Origin of the sequence: Methylobacterium tardum (genome assembly GCF_023546765.1) — a bacterium.
In the GTDB taxonomy this organism is placed as follows: Bacteria; Pseudomonadota; Alphaproteobacteria; order Rhizobiales; family Beijerinckiaceae; genus Methylobacterium; species Methylobacterium tardum.
Genome location: NZ_CP097484.1, coordinates 4,790,196 through 4,808,519, shown reverse-complemented (window position 1 = coordinate 4,808,519; position 18,324 = coordinate 4,790,196). Strand labels below are relative to the sequence as shown.

The following is an 18,324-nucleotide window of genomic DNA, read 5'->3' as shown; positions in this document are numbered from 1 at the left end:
TGATTCCGGACGGCCCGGCCACACCTCACCGCGCAACACGGGAGGTGACGATGGGGACGTTCAAGGCCTGGGTGGTCGAGAAGAACGAGGGCGGCCAGAGCCTCGCCTTCCGGGATTTCGACGATGCCGACCTGATGGACGGCGACGTCACCGTGCGGGTGACGCACTCCACCCTGAACTACAAGGATGGCCTCGCGCTCACCGGCACGTCGCCGGTGGTGCGCCGCTTCCCGATGATCCCCGGCATCGACTTCTCGGGGGTCGCCGAGACCTCGGATCACCCCGCGTACAAGCCGGGCGACGCCGTGGTGCTCACCGGCTGGGGCGTTGGCGAGACCCATCTCGGCGCCTACGCGCAGCGCGCCCGGGTCAAGGGCGACTGGCTGGTGCCGCTGCCGCAGGGCCTGACGCCGGAGCAGGCCATGGCGGTCGGCACCGCCGGCTACACGGCGATGCTGTGCTGCATGGCGCTCGACGCCCATGGCGTGAAGCCGGAGCACGGCCCGGTGATCGTCACCGGCGCCTCCGGCGGCGTCGGCTCGGTGGCGGTGGCGCTGCTCGCCCGGGCCGGCTGGCACGTGATCGCCTCCACGGGCCGCGACGGCGAATCCGATTACCTGAAGGGGCTCGGGGCCGCCGAGATCCTCGACCGGGCGGAGCTGTCGAAGCCCGGCAAGCCGCTCGGCAAGGAGCGCTGGGCGGCGGGTGTCGACGCGGTCGGCTCCACGACGCTCGCCAACGTGCTCGCCATGACCAAGGCCGACGGTGCGGTCGCCGCCTGCGGGCTGGCGCAGGGCATGGATCTGCCCACCTCCGTGGCGCCGTTCATCCTGCGCGGCGTCTCGCTCCTCGGCATCAACAGCGTCACGACCCCGCAGCCGAAGCGCCGCGAGGCCTGGGCGCGGCTCGCCCGGGAACTCGACCTCGGCAAGCTCGCCACCATGACCAGCAAGGTCCGCCTGGAGGAGGTCGGCCGGCTCGGCGCGGAGATCCTGGCCGGCAAGGTCCGGGGGCGGATCGTGGTCGAGGTGGCGTAGAGGCGGCGGGCCTCACGGCGCCTTCCGGGCCTGCAGCAGGTAGCTCATCGGCAGCATCCGGCCGGCCGCGAGTGACTCGCAGGCCGCCGAGCTGATGTTGTCCGGGAACTCGCGGAGCCGCTCGATCGCGAGGCCCGAGCCGATCAGGGCCTCGACCACGCAGCCCAGGGGATGGGCGAACCAGTAATGGGGACCGACCCGCGGCGCCGGGCCGTTCCCGTAGACGATCGCGTCCTCGCCGACGAAGGGTGTCGGGCGGAAGTAGGAGTGCCTGACGAGGAGCGGCGGCTCCGCCCGCGGCTCGAACATGTTCACCACGGGGTGTTCCTCGTGGATGAGGATCCGCCCGCCCGCGCGCAGCAGGCGCGCCGGCACGGCCATGAACCGGGCGAGATCCGGCATCCAGCCGAGCACGCCGATCGTGATCACCACGAGGTCGAAGGCGCCGTCGTACCGGGCCTCGATCGCGTGCACGTCCCCCGCCACGAACGTGCAGGCGCGCCCGGCCACCGCCGCCAAGTCCCGGGCCTGATCCAGGAAGGCGACCGACTGGTCGAAGCCGACAGCCTCCCGGGCGCCCAGGTTCATGAGCGACACCGTCTCCCGACCGTTGTTGCAGCAGAGATGGGCGACCGCACGATCACCGAGGCCGATCGCCCGCAGGGCCGCCTCCATGGGCGGATCGAACCACGAGAAGCCGGGATCGCGCGCGAAATGCTGCTTCAGGCGCTCCCAGGACGGGTCGTCGCGATGGAGCGGGGCGGAGGCGTCCCAGGCTCGGCGGTTGGCTACGATGGCGTCGGCCGGGGAGGGGGAGGTCATCGGCTGCTCCGGGTGATTCCCGGTCGATCGTACGGCGCCGGCCCCGAACCACGCCAGGCGCGATGCCGCGGCCTGTTCGATGGCTCGGAAGTCCGATCGTGCGCTCGGTTCGAGGCGATGGCCGGCGCTGCCGAGCCGGCGTGAGGCGGCAGGTTTCGCGGCCCGGCTGGAACCTTTGCCGTACCTGACGGGTTACCTTTTTTATGAGCGTCGCATTCGTCAAAGAGCCCGAGGGCGGGGAAGCGTTCGAGAATCTGCCGGATCGGCCGATCTCGCCCCATACCAACTTCGTCACCCCGGAAGGCCTCGCGCAGATCGAGGCCGAGGTCGCGCGCCTGGAGAAGGAAGTCGCCTCCCTGGATCCCGCCGACAAGGCCGAGGATTCCCGGATTGGGCGCGATCTGCGCTACTGGGCGGCGCGCAAGAACACCGCACAGCTCGCCGAGCCCAAGGGCGGCGACACCGTCCATTTCGGCGCCACCGTTACGATCGTACGCGAGGACGAGACCGGCAAGGAGAGCCGGCAGACCTTCCGGATCGTCGGCGAGGACGAGGCCGACCCGCACAAGGGATCGATCTCCTACGTGGCGCCGCTCGCCCGGGCGATCACCGGCAGGGCCGTCGGCGACGTGGTCGAGGTGAACGGCCACGAGGTCGAGGTCGCCGAGATCCGCTGAGCCGGATCACCGGCCCTCGAACCGCGCCCGCAAGGGAAGCATCGCTTCGGCGAAATGCTCCATGAAGACCCGGACCCGCGCCGCGTGGCGCAGGTCGGGATGCGTCAGCACCCAGAGATCGGCCCCGAGTTCCGGATAGGGGCCGGACAGGCGGCGCAAGGCCGGGTTGGCATCGGCCACGAAGCAGGGCAGTGGACCGATCCCGAGGCCGGCCGAGACCGCCGCGTCGAGACCCGTCACCGTGTTGAGCTGCAGCCGGATCCGGTCGGCCGGAGCGCGGGCGGCGACGAACCGCATGAACGAGCCGTTCGCCACTCCGGGACCTGGGCAGACCCAGGCCTCCCGGGACAGGTCGCCATACTCCCGGTCGGCCCGGCCGTAGAGCCCCCAGGCCGTGGCGGCCAAGCGACGCCCGACCAGGGTCTCGCTCGGTTCCCGGCTCACACGGATCGCCACATCGGCGTCCCGGCGCGACAGGTTGAGCGCCTCCTCGGTGAGGAGCAGGTCGATCCGGATCTCCGGGTAGCGTGCGCTGAAATCAGCCAGGACCGGCATGAGCAGATCGGCCGCGAAGCCGGCGGGCGCGGTCACGCGCAGTTCCCCCGACGGCGTCTCGCCGCGGCCCGCCATCGCGCGGGCGAACTGCGTGACGTCGGTCTCGATCCGGGCGGCCGCCGCGATCATCGCCTGACCCGCCGGAGTCGGGACGTAGCCGGTGCGCAGGCGCTCGAACAGCCGCGCGTCGAGCTTCGCCTCCACCGCCGCGAGCCGCCGGAATGCCGTCGAGTGGTTGATCCCGAGCTGCGCGGCCGCCGCCGTCAGGCCGCCGTGATCCGCCACGGACTTCACAAACCGGAATTCGTCCCAATCCAGCGACACGTTCTGACCCTTGCGTCAATGCAAGACCACTCTTGCGCCGCGGGGCATTTTTGCAAAGCGTGAAACGCGCCATGGAGGGCACCGCACCGGCGAACGATTCGCCGGGCTGTTCGAGACACGGGATGGGAGACCACCGCATGGCCAAGGTTCTGGTGCTGTACTACTCGACCTACGGGCACGTGGAGCAGATGGCCTACGCCGTCGCCGAGGGTGCGCGCGAGACCGGGGCCGAGGTCGTGGTGAAGCGGGTGCCCGAGCTGGTGCCCGAGGAGGTCGCCCGGCAGAACCACTTCAAGCTCGATCAGGCCGCGCCAATCGCCACCGTGGCCGAGCTGGCCGACTACGACGCCATCATCTTCGGCACGCCGACCCGCTACGGCAACATGGCTTCGCAGATGAAGCAGTTCATCGACCAGACCGGCGGGCTGTGGATGAAGGGCGCGCTGGTCGGCAAGGTCGGCTCGGTCTTCACCTCGACCGCCTCGCAGCACGGCGGCCAGGAGACCACCCTGACGAGCTTCCACACGGTGCTGTTCCACCACGGCATGGTTGTCGTCGGCCTGCCCTATAGCTTCCAGGGCCAGGCCGGCGTCGAGGCAGTCAAGGGCAACACCCCCTACGGCGCCAGCACGATCGCGGACGGCGACGGCTCCCGCCAGCCCAGCGCCGTGGAACTGGAGGGCGCCCGCTTCCAGGGCCGGCACGTCGCCGGGATCGCCGCCAAGCTGGCCTGAGAGAAGCCCAAGAAAAAAGGCTCGGATTGCTCCGAGCCTGGAAGGAAAAGGCCATTTGGGGGCTGAGAAGGCCTTCGTGATCAATAAACGGATGGCGGCGATATCTGTTCCGTCGCCACCGAAAAAATCTCTGCTCTCAGCGCGGCGCCGCGGCCCGGGCGAGGCGGTCGCCGATAGCCTCGCCCAATCCTTCGGCGGGGATCGGCACCACCGCTATCGTGTCGGCGCCGCTTGCGTCGAGATCACGCAAGGCGCCGAACAGCCGCGCCGCCGCCTGGGCGAGATCACCCGACGGGCTGAGGTTGAGCGCGGCGCATGCCCGCTTGTGACCCGCCGGGCGTGCCGATCCGAACAGCAGCACCGCCTCGCCCGGCTCGATCTGTGCCGCATTCAGGCGGACCCGCGCGCGGGGAGCGTAGTGCGAGGCGAGCATGCCGGGGCCGGCCGGGCGGTCGGCATCCGCGGATGCGGGCACGGCCGGTTCAAGGCCGAGGATGTCGCGCAGCGCTGCGCGGGTGATCCCGCCGGGCCGCAGCAGCCGGGGCGTCCCGCCGAGACACGCCACCACGGTCGATTCGACGCCGACCTGCGTGTCGCCGCCGTCGAGCACGGCGCCGATCCGGCCCGCGAGATCCGCAAGGACGTGGTCCGCCCGGGTCGGGCTGACCCGTCCGGACCGGTTGGCCGAGGGCGCCGCGACCGGGCGGCCGACGCCGGCCAGCAGGGCCTGGGCGAGCGGATGCGCCGGAACCCGCAGGGCGACGCTCGGCAGGCCGGCGCGGGCGAGATCGGAGATTTGCGTCTTCGGGTGAGCCGGTACCACCAGGGTCAGCGGACCCGGCCAGAAGGCCTCCGCGAGGCGGCGCGCGTGTTCGTCGAAGTCACCTTCCGCGAAGGCGGCTTCCGCCTCCGGCAGGTGGGCGATCAGCGGGTTGAAGCGCGGCCGGTCCTTGGCGGCGAAGATCCGCGTCACCGCATCGGCGTCGGTGGCGTCCGCCCCGAGCCCGTAGACGGTCTCGGTGGGAAAGGCCACGAGACCGCCGGCCCGCAGCAGCGCGGCGGCCTCGGCGAGGCCGGAGGCGTCCGGGCCGAGCCGCCGGGTCGCGGCCGGGACCGTTGACCCGGGATCGTTCATGCGAAAAGCCGTTCCCAAGATGATGGCGGCGCGCGGCGCGTGCGCCTATTCTCGGGCCGCCGTAGCCCCGGTTCGCGGGCGCGGTCAAACCCGCCCCGGGGGTAACGAACGGGCGGGCCGCGCTGAGGGAGGATCGTATGAGTTACCGCGCCCCGGTCCCCGAGATGCTGTTCACCCTCCGGCACGTGGTCGGGCTCGACGCGGTCGACCCCGACGATGCCGAGGCGATCCTCACCGAGGCCGGGCGGATCGCCGCCGGGGTGATCGCGCCGCTCAACCGCGTCGGCGACCGGCACGGCACCCCGTTCGCGGATGGGCGCGTCACCACCCCGCCGGGCTGGCGGGAGGCGTACCGCACCTTCACGGAGGGCGGCTGGAACGGGCTCTCGGCGGAGGCCGATCACGGCGGGCAGGGCCTGCCGAAGCTGATCGAGGCCGCCTGCACCGAGATGTGGAACGGCGCCAACCTCGCCTTCGGGCTCTGCCCGCTCCTGACCCAGGGCGGCATCGAGGCGCTGGCGGCCCACGGCTCCGACGACCTGAAGGCGCGCTACCTCGAGAAGCTGGTCTCGGGCGAGTGGCCCGCCACCATGAACCTGACCGAGCCGCAGGCGGGCTCCGACCTCGCGCTGCTGCGGACCCGGGCCGTCCCCGTAGGCGACGGCACGTACCGGATCACCGGCAACAAGATCTACATCACGTACGGCGAGCACGACCTCGCCGAGAACATCGTCCACCTCGTGCTGGCCCGGCTGCCGGACGCGCCGGCGGGCACGCGGGGCATCTCGCTGTTCCTCGTGCCGAAGGTGCTGCCGGATGGCACCCGCAACGACCTGCGCTGCTCCGGCATCGAGCACAAGCTTGGCATCCACGCCTCGCCGACCTGCTCCATGGCGTTCGGCGACCAGGGCGGCGCCACCGGCTGGCTGATCGGGCAGGAGAACAAGGGGCTGGCCTGCATGTTCACGATGATGAACGCGGCCCGGCTCAATGTCGGCCTGCAGGGCGTCGGCGTGGCCGAGGCCGCGACCCAGCGGGCGCTCGCCTACGCGCAGGAGCGCCGGCAGGGACGGGCGATCGGCGCCGCCGAGGCGACGAGCCCGATCGCCGCGCATCCGGACGTGCAGCGGATGCTGCTCACCATGAAGGCCTCCACGGCCGCCGCCCGCGCGATCTGCTACCTCACCGCCGCCGCCCTCGACGCGTCGAAGGGGCCGGAGGGGCAGCCCGCTCTGGACCGCGCCTCCCTGCTGACACCGGTGGCGAAGGCGTTCGCGACGGATCTCGCCAACGAGGTCACCTCGCTCGGCGTGCAGGTCCATGGCGGCATGGGCTTCGTGGAGGAGACCGGGGCGGCGCAGCTCATGCGCGACGCCCGCATCCTCGGCATCTACGAGGGCACCAACGGCATCCAGGCCATCGACCTCACCGCCCGCAAGCTGCCGCTCAACGGCGGCGCCACGGCCCGGTCGCAGATCGCCTGGATGCGCAAGGCGGCGGAGGGGCTGCTCAAGGCCGGCGATCCCGCCTTCGGCCAGATGGCGGCGCGGCTGCGGGACGGGATCGGCAGCCTCGACCGGGCGACGAGCCACCAGCTCGCGGCGCTGCGCTCCAACCGTCCGGAGACGGCGCTCGCCGGCGCGACGCCGTACCTGCGCCTGTTCGGCCTGGTTCTCGGCGGCGCCTGCCTCGCCCGGAGCGCGCTCGCCGCCAGCGCCGCCCTGAAGGCCGGCGAGACCGATCCGGCCCATGCCGGCCGCATCGCCCTCGCGCGCTTCTATGCCGAGAACCTGCTGACCGCAGCCGAGGGGCTGGAGCAGAGTGTCGTGGCGGGCGGCGCCTTCACGGACGATGCCGCGCTGGCGCTGGCGGTTTGAGGGGAGCGGATCATGGCCGATACCGTCGCGATCGGCGATCTCCAGGGCGGCGTCCGCCTGATCACCCTGAACCGTCCGGAGAAGAAGAACGCGCTGACCGGCGCGATGTACGACGCCATGCGGGAGGCGCTGGTCGAGGCGGATGCCTCGGACCAGGTCGGTGCCGTGGTCTTCGCCGGGCAGCCCGGCATGTTCAGCGCCGGCAACGACCTCACCGACTTCATGGGGCATGCCGGGGACGGGTTCACCGCCTCGCCGGCCCTGGCCTTCATCCGCCAGCTCGCCCGCACCCGCACCCCGATGGTGGCGGCGGTCGACGGGATCGCGGTGGGGATCGGCGCGACGCTCTGCCTGCACTGCGACCTAGTCTACGCGAGCCCGGCGGCGCGGCTGCGCATGCCGTTCGTGGAACTCGGCCTCGTGCCGGAGGCGGCCTCGAGCTACCTGCTGCCCCTGCGGGTCGGACGGCTCCGGGCCACCGAGCTGCTGCTCCTGTCCCGGCCCCTCGACGCAGACGAGGCGCAGGCGCTCGGCCTCGTCAACGCGGTCCTGCCGGCCGACATGCTGGTCGAGCAGGCGATCGCGCAGGCCGCGCGCCTCGCCGCCCTGCCGCGCGGGGCGCTGGCGGCCTCCCGCGCCCTGATCCGGGGCGACCAGGCGCAGGTCGAGGCCGCGCTGGAGGCGGAAGCCAAGGCCTTCGACGCGCAGCTGCGCTCGCCCGAATCCCAGGAGCGGCTCGCTGCCTTCCTGTCCCGGTCGAAGCCCGCGTCCTCGGCGTGAGCGCGCCGGACCTTTCCCAGAAGATCTGCCTCGTGGCGGGGGCCTCGCGGGGCGTCGGCCGGGGCCTCGCCCGGGCTCTCGGAGAGGCGGGGGCCACCGTGATCGTCACCGCCCGGTCCAGCGAGACCGGCGCACGGACCGAGATGCGGCCCGAATCGATCGAGGACACGGCCCGGATGGTCGATGCCGCCGGCGGCCGCGGGCATCATTACATCTGCGATCACCGCTCCGAGCGCGCCACCGACACCCTGGTCCACTGGGTGCTGCGCCGCTTCGGCCGGATCGACGTCGCGGCCTGCAGCGTCTGGGGCGGGAACGAGGGCTACGACGGCGAGCGCTACCCGGATGGCGCCGACTGGGGCACGCCGTTCTGGCGCCGCTCGGCCGAGCCCTATCTCGGCTTCCTGGAAGCCGGTCCGCTGCCGGCGCTGCTGCTCGCGCGTGCGGTCGCGCCCGCCATGGTGGCGGCGCGTTCCGGCCTGATCGCGCTGGTCTCCTTCGGAACCGAGGATTACCTCGGCGACGTCTTCTACGATTCCGCCAAGGCCGCCACCAACCGGCTCGCCCTGGCCTTCGCCCGGGAACTGGCGCCGCACGGCGTGACCGCGCTCGGCCTCTCGCCGGGCTTCGTCGCCACCGAGCGGGCGCGCGATCTCGGGCAGGATGGGCTCGCCACAGAAGGACCGCTCTATGCGGGCCGGGCGCTCGCCGCTCTGGCGGCCGACCCGGACATCGCGGGCCGGGCCGGCGCGGTGCTGCATGCCGGCGACCTCGCCCGAATCTACGGCTTCACCGATGCGGACGGCGCGCAGCCGGAGCGGTTCCGAATCGCGCCCTGACGGCTCCCGGATCTTGCCGAAGTCGCGATGTGTCGCGCAAAGGGCGCAGCGTCCGGGTAATCGGATCGCCGACCCGGCGGCGGGGCTCGGCAGGGTTGCTTTGCGGCGTCCGGGCGGGCGTCTTGGCGCAATCGGCGCTCCGATTGCTGCGGGAGCGAAAAACGGCCTTAATTCGCCCGCAGGTCAGGGGTCGATCCTGCGTCCGCATCGATCTCTGATCGGAGTTGGGCCACGCGTATGAACGAGGGAACTGGCATGTCGGAAGCGAACACGGCGCCGCGCGTGCTGATGGTGTTCCCGAAGTTCTACGAAAACTCGATGTGGAACTTCAAAGAGGCCATGGAGCTGCAGGGCGCCCGCGCGCCCGCACCGCCTCTGGGCCTGATCACGCTCGCCGCGATGCTGCCGCCGGCCTGGCAGGTGACGCTCGTTAACCGCAACTGCGAGGAGCTGACGGACGCGCAGATCCAGGCGGCCGACCTCGTGATGACCGGCGGCATGCTGCCCCAGGAGCCGGATTGCCTCGTGGTCATCGACCGCTGCGTGGCCCTCGGCACCCCGGTCTGCGTCGGCGGCCCCGCGCCGACCTCGACGCCGGAAGTCTACGACAAGGCCGATTTCCTGGTGCTGGGCGAGGCCGAGGGCATCCTCGACAAGTTCGTGGCCGCCTGGGAGGCGGGTGAGCGCCGCGGCCGGCTCACGGCCGAGAAGTTCAAGGCCGACGTCACCAAGAGCCCGATCCCGCGCTTCGACCTGCTGACCTTCAGCCACTACCTCTATATCGGCGTCCAGTTCTCCCGCGGCTGCCCGTTCACCTGCGAGTTCTGCGACATCATCGAGCTCTACGGCCGGGCCCCGCGGACCAAGACTACGCCGCAGATGCTGGCCGAGCTCGACCGGCTCTACGGCCTCGGCTATCGCGGCCATGTCGACTTCGTCGACGACAACCTGATCGGCAACAAGAAGGCGATCAAGCTGTTCCTGCCCCACCTGATCAAGTGGCAGGAGGAACACGGCTACCCGTTCAAGTTCTCCACCGAGGCCTCGCTTAACCTCGCGGACGATGACGAACTGCTCGGGATGATGCGGGACGCGAACTTCTTCGCCCTGTTCACCGGGATCGAGACGCCCGACGAGGCGACGCTGATCCAGACGCAGAAGAAGCAGAACACCAAGCGCTCGATCGCCGACAGCGTGCACAAGCTCTACGAGCACGGCATGTTCGTCACGGCCGGCTTCATCGTCGGCTTTGACACCGAGAAGGACAGCATCAGCAAGGCGATGTCGCTGTGCATCAGCCAGACCGGCATCCCGATCGCCATGGTCGGCCTGCTGTTCGCGCTGCCGAACACGCAGCTCTCGCGCCGCCTGCGCAAGGAGGGCCGCCTCTACGAGAATTACGCGGCGACCACGGCCGACCAGGGCGACCAGTGCACGCAGGGCATCAACTTCGTGACCCTGCGTCCGCAGCGCGACGTGCTGGCCGATTACCGCGACGTCCTCCAGGAGATCTACGACCCGCCGAACTTCTTCGACCGCGTGCGCGTGGTCGCGCGGCAGGTGAAGCGGCCGAAATTCGCCGCGCAGAAGCTCAACTGGCGCCACATCGCCCACGATCTCTATTCGCTGCTGCGCGTGTGCTGGCGGATGACCGTGCGGCGTCCGGAACTCGCCAAGCACTTCTGGAGCGTGTTCCTGGAGACCGCCCGCCGCAACCCGGCCGCCCTGGAGGCGGTGGTCACCAACATGGTGATCTACCTGCACGTCTACCCGTTCTCGCGCTACGTCATCCGCGAGATCAACGGCCGGATCGCCGACCTCGATGCCGGCCGCTGGGTGCAGCCGCCGGTCCTGGCGCCCGAGGCCGAGACCTGCAAGGCGCCGCCGGTCGGCAAGGTGGTGGCCAAGGCCGAGGTCAAGCACCTCGCGGCGGTGGCCTGACGGGTCGCCTGTTCAGGGTATCACACCGGCCTCCTCATCCTGAGGTGCCGGAGCGCAGCGGAGGCCTCGAAGGAGGCCTCCAGAGGCCGCCGCGATCCCTGGAGCCCTCCTTCGCGGCCGCTGACGCGGCACCTCAGGATGAGGGCGGTGCGTGGGATCTGATGTCGCCGCGCTTGCAGGCTTAGCCGATCGACCTTAGCTGAGCCCCCGCGAGGCCACGTCCTCCCCGCAGGCGGGGTACAAGTCCGGGACGGCCCGGCCCTTTCAGGAGGGCCGCATGGCCTGGATCTATCTCGTCACCGCGGGCGTGCTGGAGGTCGTCTGGGCCTTCGCGATGAAGCAGTCCGCCGGCTTCACGCGCCTCTGGCCGACCGCGATCATGGCCGTGTCGATGGCCGGCAGCGTCGGCTTCCTGGCGCTGGCCATGCGCACGCTGCCCCTGGGGACCGCCTACACGATCTGGACCGGCATCGGCGCGGTCGGCGCGTTCCTGGTCGGCATCGCCGTTCTCGGGGAACAGGCGAGCGCCAGCCGGATCCTCGCCGCCGGCCTGATCGGCTCCGGGCTCGTCCTGATGAAGCTGTCGAGCCCGGGCTGAGCCTCAGGCGGCGCGCACCGTCTGCAGGAACGCGTCGATCTCCCGGCGCAGCTCGGCGGATTGCTCCGAGAGGCTCGCCGCCGAGGCGAGCATCCGCGTCGCGGCGGAGCCCGTGTCGTCGGCCGCCCGCGCGACCTCGTCGATCGTGCCGGTGACGGCACCGGTCCCGGATGCGGCCTCGGCGACGTTGCGGGCGATCTCCCGGGTCGCCGCGCCCTGCTGCTCCACGGCCGCCGCGATCGAGGTCGCCACGCTGTCGATCTCGCGGATGCGCGTCGCGATGTCGTCGATCGCGCCCACGGTCTGACCCGTCGCGCCCTGGATGCGGCCGACCTGACCGGCGATCTCCTCCGTGGCCCGGGCGGTCTGGGCCGCGAGCTGCTTCACCTCGCTGGCGACCACCGCGAAGCCGCGCCCCGCGTCGCCCGCCCGGGCGGCCTCGATCGTGGCGTTGAGGGCCAGCAGATTGGTCTGGCCGGCGATGTCGGTGATGAGGCGCACGACGTCGCCGATCCGGCCCGCGGCGGAGCTCAGCTCCTGCACCAGGCCGGCCGTCTCGCCCGCCTGGACCACCGCGCCCCGGGCCAGCTCGGCCGAGCCGTCCACCTGCCGGCCGATCTCCAGGACCGAGGCCCCGAGTTCCTCCGCGGCCGCCGCGACCGTGCCGACATGCATGGCGGCTTCCTGCGCCGCCCCCGCCACCGTCGCCGAGCGCTCGGCCGTGTGGGTGGCGGTGCTGGTCATGGCTTCGGCCTCGGCCCGCAGGCCGAGGGCGGCGTCCGACACCCGCGCCAGCACGCCGCCGACCGCGGCCTCGAACGATTCGGCCATCGCGTGGACGGCGCGCCGGCGCTGCGCCTCGGCGCCTTCCCGCGCCAGGGCCGTGTCGCGCTCCAGCGCGCGGGTGTGGATCAGGTTGTCCTTGAACACCTGCACGGCCGCCGCCATCGCGCCGATCTCGTCACCGCGTCCCGTGTGGGGGACCGGTACGGTTTCGTCGCCCTCGGCGAGCCGGCCCATCGCACCGGTCATGCGCTCGATCGGGCGCGCGATCCCGAACAGGGCGAACAGCATCGCGGCCGCCGCGACCGCGAGGCCCACCACGGTAGCGGCCATCGCGATGAGCTTGGCGCGCGTCGCCGCCTGCACGGTCTCGGCGACGTTGGCTTCCGTCAACGCCCGGGCCGAGGCGATCGATTCCGTCAGGCTCGCCACCGCCGCGTCGTTCTGCGTGGCCGTTGCCCCGTCCAGCACCAGCCCGAGGGCGCCGGGTTGATCGCCCGCGATCATCAGCTCGACCACTTGGAGCTGGATGTTCTGGTAGGCGTTCCAGGCCGTCGTGAAGCGCTCGTAGATCTCACGATCCCGCGGGCTGGTCAGGCGGTCCTGATAGGCCTGCCGCAGCCCGGAGAGTTCGGCCAGGGTGTCGGTGAGCGCGGTCTGATTCTTGTCCAGGGCCGCCGGGTCGGGGGAGGCGATCGCGAGCCGGTAGAGGCGCAGCCGCGCCTCCCGCACGGCCGTCCCGATGGCCTCGGCCTGGTTCTGCGCGGGCAGGGCCTGCTGGGAGACCGCGTTGGCGTTCCGCTCGATCTCCGACAGGGTCACGACGCTGGCGATCCCCTGGCCGACGGCGGCGAGGGCGAGCAGGCCGATCGCACCGGCGAGGACCGTCTTGAGAGAGAGTCGCATGGGAGATTCCGTCCTCGCGGCCGAGCCGCGCCTACAGGCTCCGACATGCTTCCACAGAGGTCTTAATATTTTATCGGCTCTGGACCAGCATTTGTGGCTAGAGCCACTTCTTCCATCGGAAGAAAACGTATGGAAATACGGCAGCGACCACCATCATGACCAACGCCATCGGGTATCCGAACGAGAGATCTAGTTCCGGTATGGATTTAAAGTTCATGCCGTAGATCGACGCGATCAGCGTCGGCGGCATGAAGACCACGGCCATGACCGAGAACAGCTTGATGATGTTGTTCTGCTCAAGGTTGACGAGGCCAAGAGTTGCATCAAGCAGGAATTGAATTTTCGTAGACAGGAAGGTCGCGTGCTCCTCCAGGGATTGAAGATCCCGCAGGGTCGAACGGACATCCTCCCGCAGATCACGCGGGGCCTTGTTGGTTCGGTACGTGGCGGACAGCGAGAGCAGGATCCGCTCCATGGAGACGAGGCTCTCGCGCTGCTTCGAGATCAGGTCACCGTGCCGACCCAGTGCCCGCAACGTGTCCTGCAGGGCGGTGTTGCGGGCGGAGGGGTCCTCCTGCACCTCGAAGATCTTGCCCGACAGACGGTCGATGCGCTCGCCCTGGAGCTGGAGCACGTCGGCCGCCCGGTCGATCACCGCCTCGATCAGGCCCGCGAGAATCGCCTCGCCGGAGGCCGCGGAGGCGCTGCCGTTGCCCATCGAGCGTCCGGCGCGCTGCGTGTACATGCGGAAGGCCTGCGGCTCCTCGTGGCGCACGGTCACGAGCCGGTTGCCGCGCAGGATGAAGGTGATGCCGGCGAGCCCCGGCTCCTCGGCGTCGCTCACCTTCGAGAGCACGCGCCCGGTCATGTAGCGGGCGCCGTCCTCGACGTAGAGCAGCTCGGAGGGCTCGATGTCCTTCATCTCCTCGCGGGTGGGCACCTCGATCCCCGCGAAGGCCTCGACCTTCAGCTCCTCCTCGCGACTCGGTCGGATCAGGTCGAGCCAGATGGTGTCTTCGGGGATCGTGTCCTGAAGGTCGATGATCCGGCGCTCGAGCAGCGTGGCTCCGGCGCCGACGGCAGGCTGGTGGATGAAGATCACGAACGGGTCTCGGATGCGGAACGGTCACGGAGCGACGCTGGCTCAGCCCGCATCCGGCACGCCGAGTCCCGAAGCAAGCTGTGCGGCGGATGTGGCGGTGTTTTCTGACGCTTCCGTGACATCGCCGTCCGCCTCGCAGGGGCGGCGCGGCCTCAGTTGCAGCCGTCGCAGATGCTGTCGTCGATCTTGTCGGTCAGCGCCCGCTCGCGCCGCTGCTCCCTGCGCGAGGGAATCTCGCCAGGGCCGAGCGACGTGCCCGGCGGCTTGGTCACGCCGAGGCTGTTGGTGTTCGGCGCCGTGATGGTCGAGGCCGGTCCGCCGCCGGTCCCGGTCTGGTCGGGCGCGACGGTCTGTGCCGCCAGCGGCGCGGCGCAGGCGAGGCTCAGCGCAGCCAGCGCGAGCGGGCGAAGTAAGCCGCGAGCCATGGGACCTCCAATCTTCGGGAGAACGTGAAACTGCGCCGCCGGTTGCGTGGTTTCAGCGCCGCCGCGCGGCCGGGCGGCGAAACACGCCGACCATCTCGACGTGGCCCGAATGGCGGAACTGGTCCACCGGCGTGACCCGCTCCAGCCGGTAGCCGCCCGCGACGAGCGTCGCCGCGTCCCGGGCGAAGGTCCCGGCATCGCAGGCGACGCCGACCACCAGGGGCACGCGCGACGCGGCGAGCTGGCGGGCCTGGGCCTCCGCGCCGGCCCGGGGCGGATCGAACACCACCGCGTCGAAGGCGTCGAGCTCGGTCGGGAGCAGCGGCCGGCGGAAGAGGTCGCGCCGCTCGCGCGTGATCGCGCGCAGGCCCGTCGCCGCGCGGGCCGACCGGTCGAGGCCCGCGAGGGCGTCCGCCTCGGCTTCCACCGCGTGGGTTGCGGCGGTCCGGGCCAGCGCGAGGGTCAGCGGCCCGCACCCCGCGAACAGGTCCGCGGCGCGCTTCGTGCGCGGTCCCAGCGCCGTCAGCGTCAGATCCGTGAGCGCGGCCTGCCCGGCGGCGGTCGCCTGCAGGAAGCCGCCGGGGGCCGGGTAGAGACGGGTCTGGCCATCGGTGACCGAGACCGGCTCGGCCTCCATCAGCCGCTCGCCGTGAAGGGAGAGCCGGGCCAAGCCGAGTTCGCCGGCGATCCGCACCAGGGCGGCGCCGACGCCGGCACTCACCGGCCCGTGCCCGCGAAGGTCGACGTCGAGACCCTGGTCGGTGGCGCTGACGGCCACGTCGAGGGGCTTGCGGCCATGGCCGAGGGGCACCGCGAGGCGGCGCGCCACTTCGGGCGCGGGGTGCAGCGCCGGCACGGTGATCGGGCAATGGTCGATCGGCACCAGCGCGTGGCTGCGGGCCGCCATCAGGCCCGCTTCGGCCCGGCCGTCGATCTCCCGGACATGGAGCGTGATCCGACGCCGCCCGGCGCCGTGCGCGTCGATGGCCGGATCGGGCGCCACGTCGAGGCCGGCCTGGGACAGGGCCTGCGCGATGAGGCCGCGCTTCCAGGCCAGTTCCGCCGGCCGGGCGAGATGCTGGGTCCGGCAGCCGCCGCAGCGCATGAAGTAGGGGCAGAACGGCTCGACCCGGTCGGCGGAGGCCTGTTCGAGGCCCAGAAGCTCGGCCCGCCGACCCTCCCGGCGGATCGTCGCGCGCTCGCCCGGCAGCGTATAGGGGACAAGGACCCCGTCCTCCGCGACGCCGTCGCCGCGGGCGCCAAGGTCCCGGATCGTGACCGTCTCACTCATGGGAATCGCGCGCCGATCAGGAATTCGGCATTGCCGTCGCCGCCCGGGACGGGCGAGTCAATCAGGCCGAGGATCGTGGCGCCGAGCGCCTGCAGCGCGTCCCGCACCGCCGCGCAGACCTCCGCGTGGACCGCCGGATCCCGCACGAGGCCGCCGCGCCCGACCCGCGCGCGGCCGGCCTCGAATTGCGGCTTGATCAGCGCGACGAGGCTCGAGCCCGGCGCGAGCCGCGCCGGCAGCGCCGGCAGCACCAGACGCAGGCCGATGAAGCTCACGTCGACGGTCGCGAGATCGGGGAGCGGCGTCAGCGCGGCCGGAGCGAGGGTGCGGATGTCGGTGCCTTCCAGGTTGGTCACCCGCGGATCCGCCGCGAGGCGCGCATGGAGCTGCCCGCGTCCCACATCCACCGCGTAGACATGGGACGCGCCGCCGGCGAGCAGCACGTCGGTGAAGCCGCCCGTGGAGGCTCCGACATCCAGGCAGGTGCAGCCGTCCGGATCAAGCCGGAACGCCTCCAGGGCCGCGGCGAGCTTGAGGCCGCCCCGGGACGCGTAGGGATGCTCCGGCGTCGCCTCGATCTGGGCGCCCGGAGCGATCGGGTCCGAGGCGCGCGTGAGCGGCCGCCCGTCGACCCGCACGAGCCCGGCCCGGATCGCCGCCTGCGCCCGCGCCCGGCTCTCGAAATGGCCGTGTTCCACGAGGAACAGGTCGGCGCGCCGCTTGGGCGGATCGGCCGCCGCGGTCGTGGCGGAATCCGGTATGGTCCGGTCGCGGTTCATCAGGGCTTCGTGCTGTCCCGGTCAGGCTGCGGTAGAGGTTCGGCGGCGCGGCCCTGTCGAAGGGCGGCGCGCTCCCTAACTAGACCGAGCCGTACAGGAGAGCCACCGCATGACCCGCACCCTGCCGCTGCTCGCATTGCTCGGGACCTTCGCCGCGAGCGGCGCCCTCGCGCAGGAGCCCCCGAAGGAAGCCGCCAAGGCGGCCGAGACCTACGAGGCCCCGATCAAGAATGCCAAGGGCGACACGATCGGACGGCTGGCGATCCGCGACGGCGCGAACGCGCTGGTCCTGCGCGTCGCGATCCAGCCCGGTGGCCTACCCCCGGCTGGCACGGCATGCACTTCCACGCCGTAGGCGACTGCTCGGATCCGAAGTTCATGAATTCCAAGGCGCATGTGAACCACGACCAGAGCAAGCACGGCCTGCTGAACGCGGAGGGTCCCGACGAGGGCGATCTGCCGAACCTCTATGTCGGCCAGGACGGCTCGGCCCAGGCCGAGGTGTCGAGCGAGACGCCCCTCAACGGCGAGGGCGGCCTCAAGGACGGCGACGGATCGGCGCTGATCATCCACGCCAACGAGGACGATCACACGACTCAGCCGATCGGCGGGGCCGGCGACCGGGTCGCCTGCGGGGTGATCAGGTAGCCGCGCGGGGCGAGGGCACCGCCGGCGGGATCGGCCGCGGGCGGCCGGAATCGCCGATCGCCACGAACGTGAAGGTGGCCTGGGTCACGCGCTCGCGGACCTGGGTGCAGAAGCGCCGCGCCCAGGCCTCGACCTCGATCTTCATCGAGGTGCGGCCCACATGGGACACCCGGGTGTAGACGCACAGGACGTCGCCCACGCGGACCGGCCGGATGAAGGTCATGGCGTTGAGCGACACGGTCACGACCCGGCCCTGGGCCCGGTCGACGCCGGCGATGCCGCCGGCCTGATCCATCTGCGAGAGAACCCAGCCGCCGAAGATGTCGCCGTTGGCGTTGGTATCGGCCGGCATGGCGATGGTGCGCACCGTCAGGTCGCCCTGAGGCGTACCGATATCCTGCGGCACCGGGATACCTCCGGCCGCTGAGGGTCCGACGTGCTCCATGCCGTCCATCCGCCCGCCTCGCGCCGTCAGGACAGCAGGCCGGCGAGCTTCAATCCCGCCGCCAGCAGAACCGCGACCGCGCTCAGAATGCATTCGAGCGGGATGGATTGCCAGAGGTCCGGCGTCGCCGCCGCCGGCTCGGCGCGTTGCGCGATATCATTCATCGGGCGTCCTCCCGGGCGGGCCGATCTGCCGTGGCCTATCCCATCCCCTGCACAATAAAGCAGGCGCGCCGTCCGCGCATCCCGAATCACGCTATGAAAAAGCCCGGCGGCTCAGGGGAGCCGCCGGGCCGGTCAAGCCAGCAGGCGCTTAGTAGTAGAACCGGCGGCCGTAGTACGGGCGGCGCCAGTAGGGACGCGGGCCATAGAACCGGCGGCCGTAATACGGACGGCGCCAGTAGGGGCGCGGGCCGTAGAAGCGGCGGCGGTAGTAGTACTGGGCCTTCTCGGTGACAGCGGGTGCGGCGCCGGCCGGCAGGGCAAGCCCAGGACCGATGGGGGCGGCGGACGCTCCCTGCGGTGCCGCGGCCCCGAAGCCCAGCACCAGCAGGGCCGCGAGCAGGAATTTCCTCAGCACGGTCTCGACTCCCTTCGTGTGACTGCGTCTCGGACGACGAACCGCAC

Annotated in this window: 19 protein-coding genes and 1 pseudogene; 9 read left to right on the top strand and 11 right to left on the bottom strand. The window is 71.4% G+C overall.

Annotation, left to right across the window (positions count from 1 at the left end):
* Nucleotides 1-50: 50 nt before the first annotated feature.
* Complete coding sequence (acuI, locus tag M6G65_RS23040; RefSeq protein WP_250102928.1) at nucleotides 51-1,037, top strand: acrylyl-CoA reductase (NADPH); 987 nt, start codon at nucleotides 51-53, stop codon at nucleotides 1,035-1,037.
* 12 nt (nucleotides 1,038-1,049) lie between these two features.
* On the opposite strand, the gene M6G65_RS23035 is transcribed toward acuI, so the two are convergent.
* On the bottom strand, nucleotides 1,050-1,859 hold the full coding sequence (locus M6G65_RS23035) for a class I SAM-dependent methyltransferase (protein WP_238197642.1): 810 nt from the start codon (nucleotides 1,857-1,859) through the stop codon (nucleotides 1,050-1,052).
* 203 nt (nucleotides 1,860-2,062) lie between these two features.
* On the opposite strand from M6G65_RS23035, the gene greA reads away from it, so the two are divergent.
* On the top strand, nucleotides 2,063-2,536 hold the full coding sequence (gene greA / locus M6G65_RS23030) for a transcription elongation factor GreA (protein WP_250102927.1): 474 nt from the start codon (nucleotides 2,063-2,065) through the stop codon (nucleotides 2,534-2,536).
* Between the two features lie 6 nt (nucleotides 2,537-2,542).
* Here the strand turns inward: greA and M6G65_RS23025 are convergent, their stop codons facing one another.
* Nucleotides 2,543-3,415, bottom strand: a complete 873-nt coding sequence (locus M6G65_RS23025) for a LysR family transcriptional regulator (RefSeq protein ID WP_192710230.1) — start codon at nucleotides 3,413-3,415, stop codon at nucleotides 2,543-2,545.
* A 137-nt stretch (nucleotides 3,416-3,552) separates the two neighbouring features.
* On the opposite strand from M6G65_RS23025, the gene wrbA reads away from it, so the two are divergent.
* Nucleotides 3,553-4,149 carry an NAD(P)H:quinone oxidoreductase gene (gene wrbA / locus M6G65_RS23020; RefSeq protein ID WP_238197640.1) on the top strand — a complete coding sequence of 199 codons (597 nt, stop codon included), beginning with the start codon at nucleotides 3,553-3,555 and terminating at the stop codon, nucleotides 4,147-4,149.
* 136 nt (nucleotides 4,150-4,285) lie between these two features.
* Here the strand turns inward: wrbA and M6G65_RS23015 are convergent, their stop codons facing one another.
* Nucleotides 4,286-5,284, bottom strand: a complete 999-nt coding sequence (locus M6G65_RS23015; protein WP_238197639.1) for an L-threonylcarbamoyladenylate synthase — start codon at nucleotides 5,282-5,284, stop codon at nucleotides 4,286-4,288.
* A 137-nt stretch (nucleotides 5,285-5,421) separates the two neighbouring features.
* Here M6G65_RS23015 and M6G65_RS23010 point away from each other — a divergent pair, with 137 nt between their 5' ends.
* The 5 genes from M6G65_RS23010 (at nucleotide 5,422) to M6G65_RS22990 (ending at nucleotide 11,319) form a co-directional block, all read left to right on the top strand.
* Nucleotides 5,422-7,161: an acyl-CoA dehydrogenase family protein gene (locus M6G65_RS23010; protein WP_238197638.1), complete on the top strand. Its 1,740-nt coding sequence runs from the start codon at nucleotides 5,422-5,424 to the stop codon at nucleotides 7,159-7,161.
* A gap of 12 nt (nucleotides 7,162-7,173) precedes the next feature.
* A complete protein-coding gene (locus M6G65_RS23005) occupies nucleotides 7,174-7,941 on the top strand; it encodes an enoyl-CoA hydratase-related protein (RefSeq protein ID WP_250102926.1) in 768 nt (255 codons plus the stop codon).
* Nucleotides 7,942-7,973: 32 nt separating this feature from the next.
* Complete coding sequence (locus M6G65_RS23000) at nucleotides 7,974-8,780, top strand: SDR family NAD(P)-dependent oxidoreductase (protein WP_238197718.1); 807 nt, start codon at nucleotides 7,974-7,976, stop codon at nucleotides 8,778-8,780.
* 255 nt (nucleotides 8,781-9,035) lie between these two features.
* Nucleotides 9,036-10,721: a B12-binding domain-containing radical SAM protein gene (locus M6G65_RS22995; RefSeq protein ID WP_238197636.1), complete on the top strand. Its 1,686-nt coding sequence runs from the start codon at nucleotides 9,036-9,038 to the stop codon at nucleotides 10,719-10,721.
* 277 nt (nucleotides 10,722-10,998) lie between these two features.
* Nucleotides 10,999-11,319 (top strand): DMT family transporter, encoded by a 321-nt coding sequence (locus M6G65_RS22990; protein ID WP_132367091.1) that lies wholly within the window; start codon nucleotides 10,999-11,001, stop codon nucleotides 11,317-11,319.
* 3 nt (nucleotides 11,320-11,322) lie between these two features.
* Here the strand turns inward: M6G65_RS22990 and M6G65_RS22985 are convergent, their stop codons facing one another.
* From M6G65_RS22985 to M6G65_RS22965, 5 genes are all read right to left on the bottom strand, one after another.
* The gene (locus M6G65_RS22985; protein ID WP_238197635.1) at nucleotides 11,323-13,008 is read right to left on the bottom strand and encodes a methyl-accepting chemotaxis protein; all 1,686 of its coding nucleotides are present in this window, start codon (nucleotides 13,006-13,008) and stop codon (nucleotides 11,323-11,325) included.
* 97 nt (nucleotides 13,009-13,105) lie between these two features.
* Entirely contained in the window at nucleotides 13,106-14,110 is a 1,005-nt protein-coding gene (locus tag M6G65_RS22980) for a magnesium transporter CorA family protein (RefSeq protein ID WP_238197634.1), read from the bottom strand.
* Nucleotides 14,111-14,262: 152 nt separating this feature from the next.
* Nucleotides 14,263-14,535, bottom strand: a complete 273-nt coding sequence (locus tag M6G65_RS22975) for a hypothetical protein (RefSeq protein WP_192710146.1) — start codon at nucleotides 14,533-14,535, stop codon at nucleotides 14,263-14,265.
* 52 nt (nucleotides 14,536-14,587) lie between these two features.
* Nucleotides 14,588-15,826 (bottom strand): class I SAM-dependent RNA methyltransferase, encoded by a 1,239-nt coding sequence (locus tag M6G65_RS22970; protein ID WP_238197633.1) that lies wholly within the window; start codon nucleotides 15,824-15,826, stop codon nucleotides 14,588-14,590.
* Nucleotides 15,823-16,605 (bottom strand): TlyA family RNA methyltransferase, encoded by a 783-nt coding sequence (locus tag M6G65_RS22965; RefSeq protein WP_238197632.1) that lies wholly within the window; start codon nucleotides 16,603-16,605, stop codon nucleotides 15,823-15,825. The genes M6G65_RS22970 and M6G65_RS22965 overlap by 4 nt, the downstream gene beginning before the upstream one ends.
* A gap of 109 nt (nucleotides 16,606-16,714) precedes the next feature.
* On the opposite strand from M6G65_RS22965, the pseudogene M6G65_RS22960 reads away from it, so the two are divergent.
* A pseudogene (locus tag M6G65_RS22960) lies at nucleotides 16,715-17,253 on the top strand (superoxide dismutase family protein).
* On the opposite strand, the gene M6G65_RS22955 reads toward M6G65_RS22960, so the two are convergent.
* The 3 genes from M6G65_RS22955 to M6G65_RS22945 all read right to left on the bottom strand — a co-directional run bounded on the left by M6G65_RS22955 (nucleotide 17,246) and on the right by M6G65_RS22945 (nucleotide 18,277).
* The gene (locus tag M6G65_RS22955; protein ID WP_250102925.1) at nucleotides 17,246-17,698 is read right to left on the bottom strand and encodes an acyl-CoA thioesterase; all 453 of its coding nucleotides are present in this window, start codon (nucleotides 17,696-17,698) and stop codon (nucleotides 17,246-17,248) included. The pseudogene M6G65_RS22960 and the gene M6G65_RS22955 overlap by 8 nt on opposite strands.
* A 26-nt stretch (nucleotides 17,699-17,724) precedes the next feature.
* Nucleotides 17,725-17,862, bottom strand: coding sequence for a hypothetical protein (locus tag M6G65_RS22950; RefSeq protein WP_175544118.1), 138 nt, complete (start codon nucleotides 17,860-17,862; stop codon nucleotides 17,725-17,727).
* A gap of 148 nt (nucleotides 17,863-18,010) precedes the next feature.
* On the bottom strand, nucleotides 18,011-18,277 hold the full coding sequence (locus M6G65_RS22945) for a hypothetical protein (RefSeq protein WP_238197629.1): 267 nt from the start codon (nucleotides 18,275-18,277) through the stop codon (nucleotides 18,011-18,013).
* Between the last annotated feature and the right edge of the window lie 47 nt (nucleotides 18,278-18,324).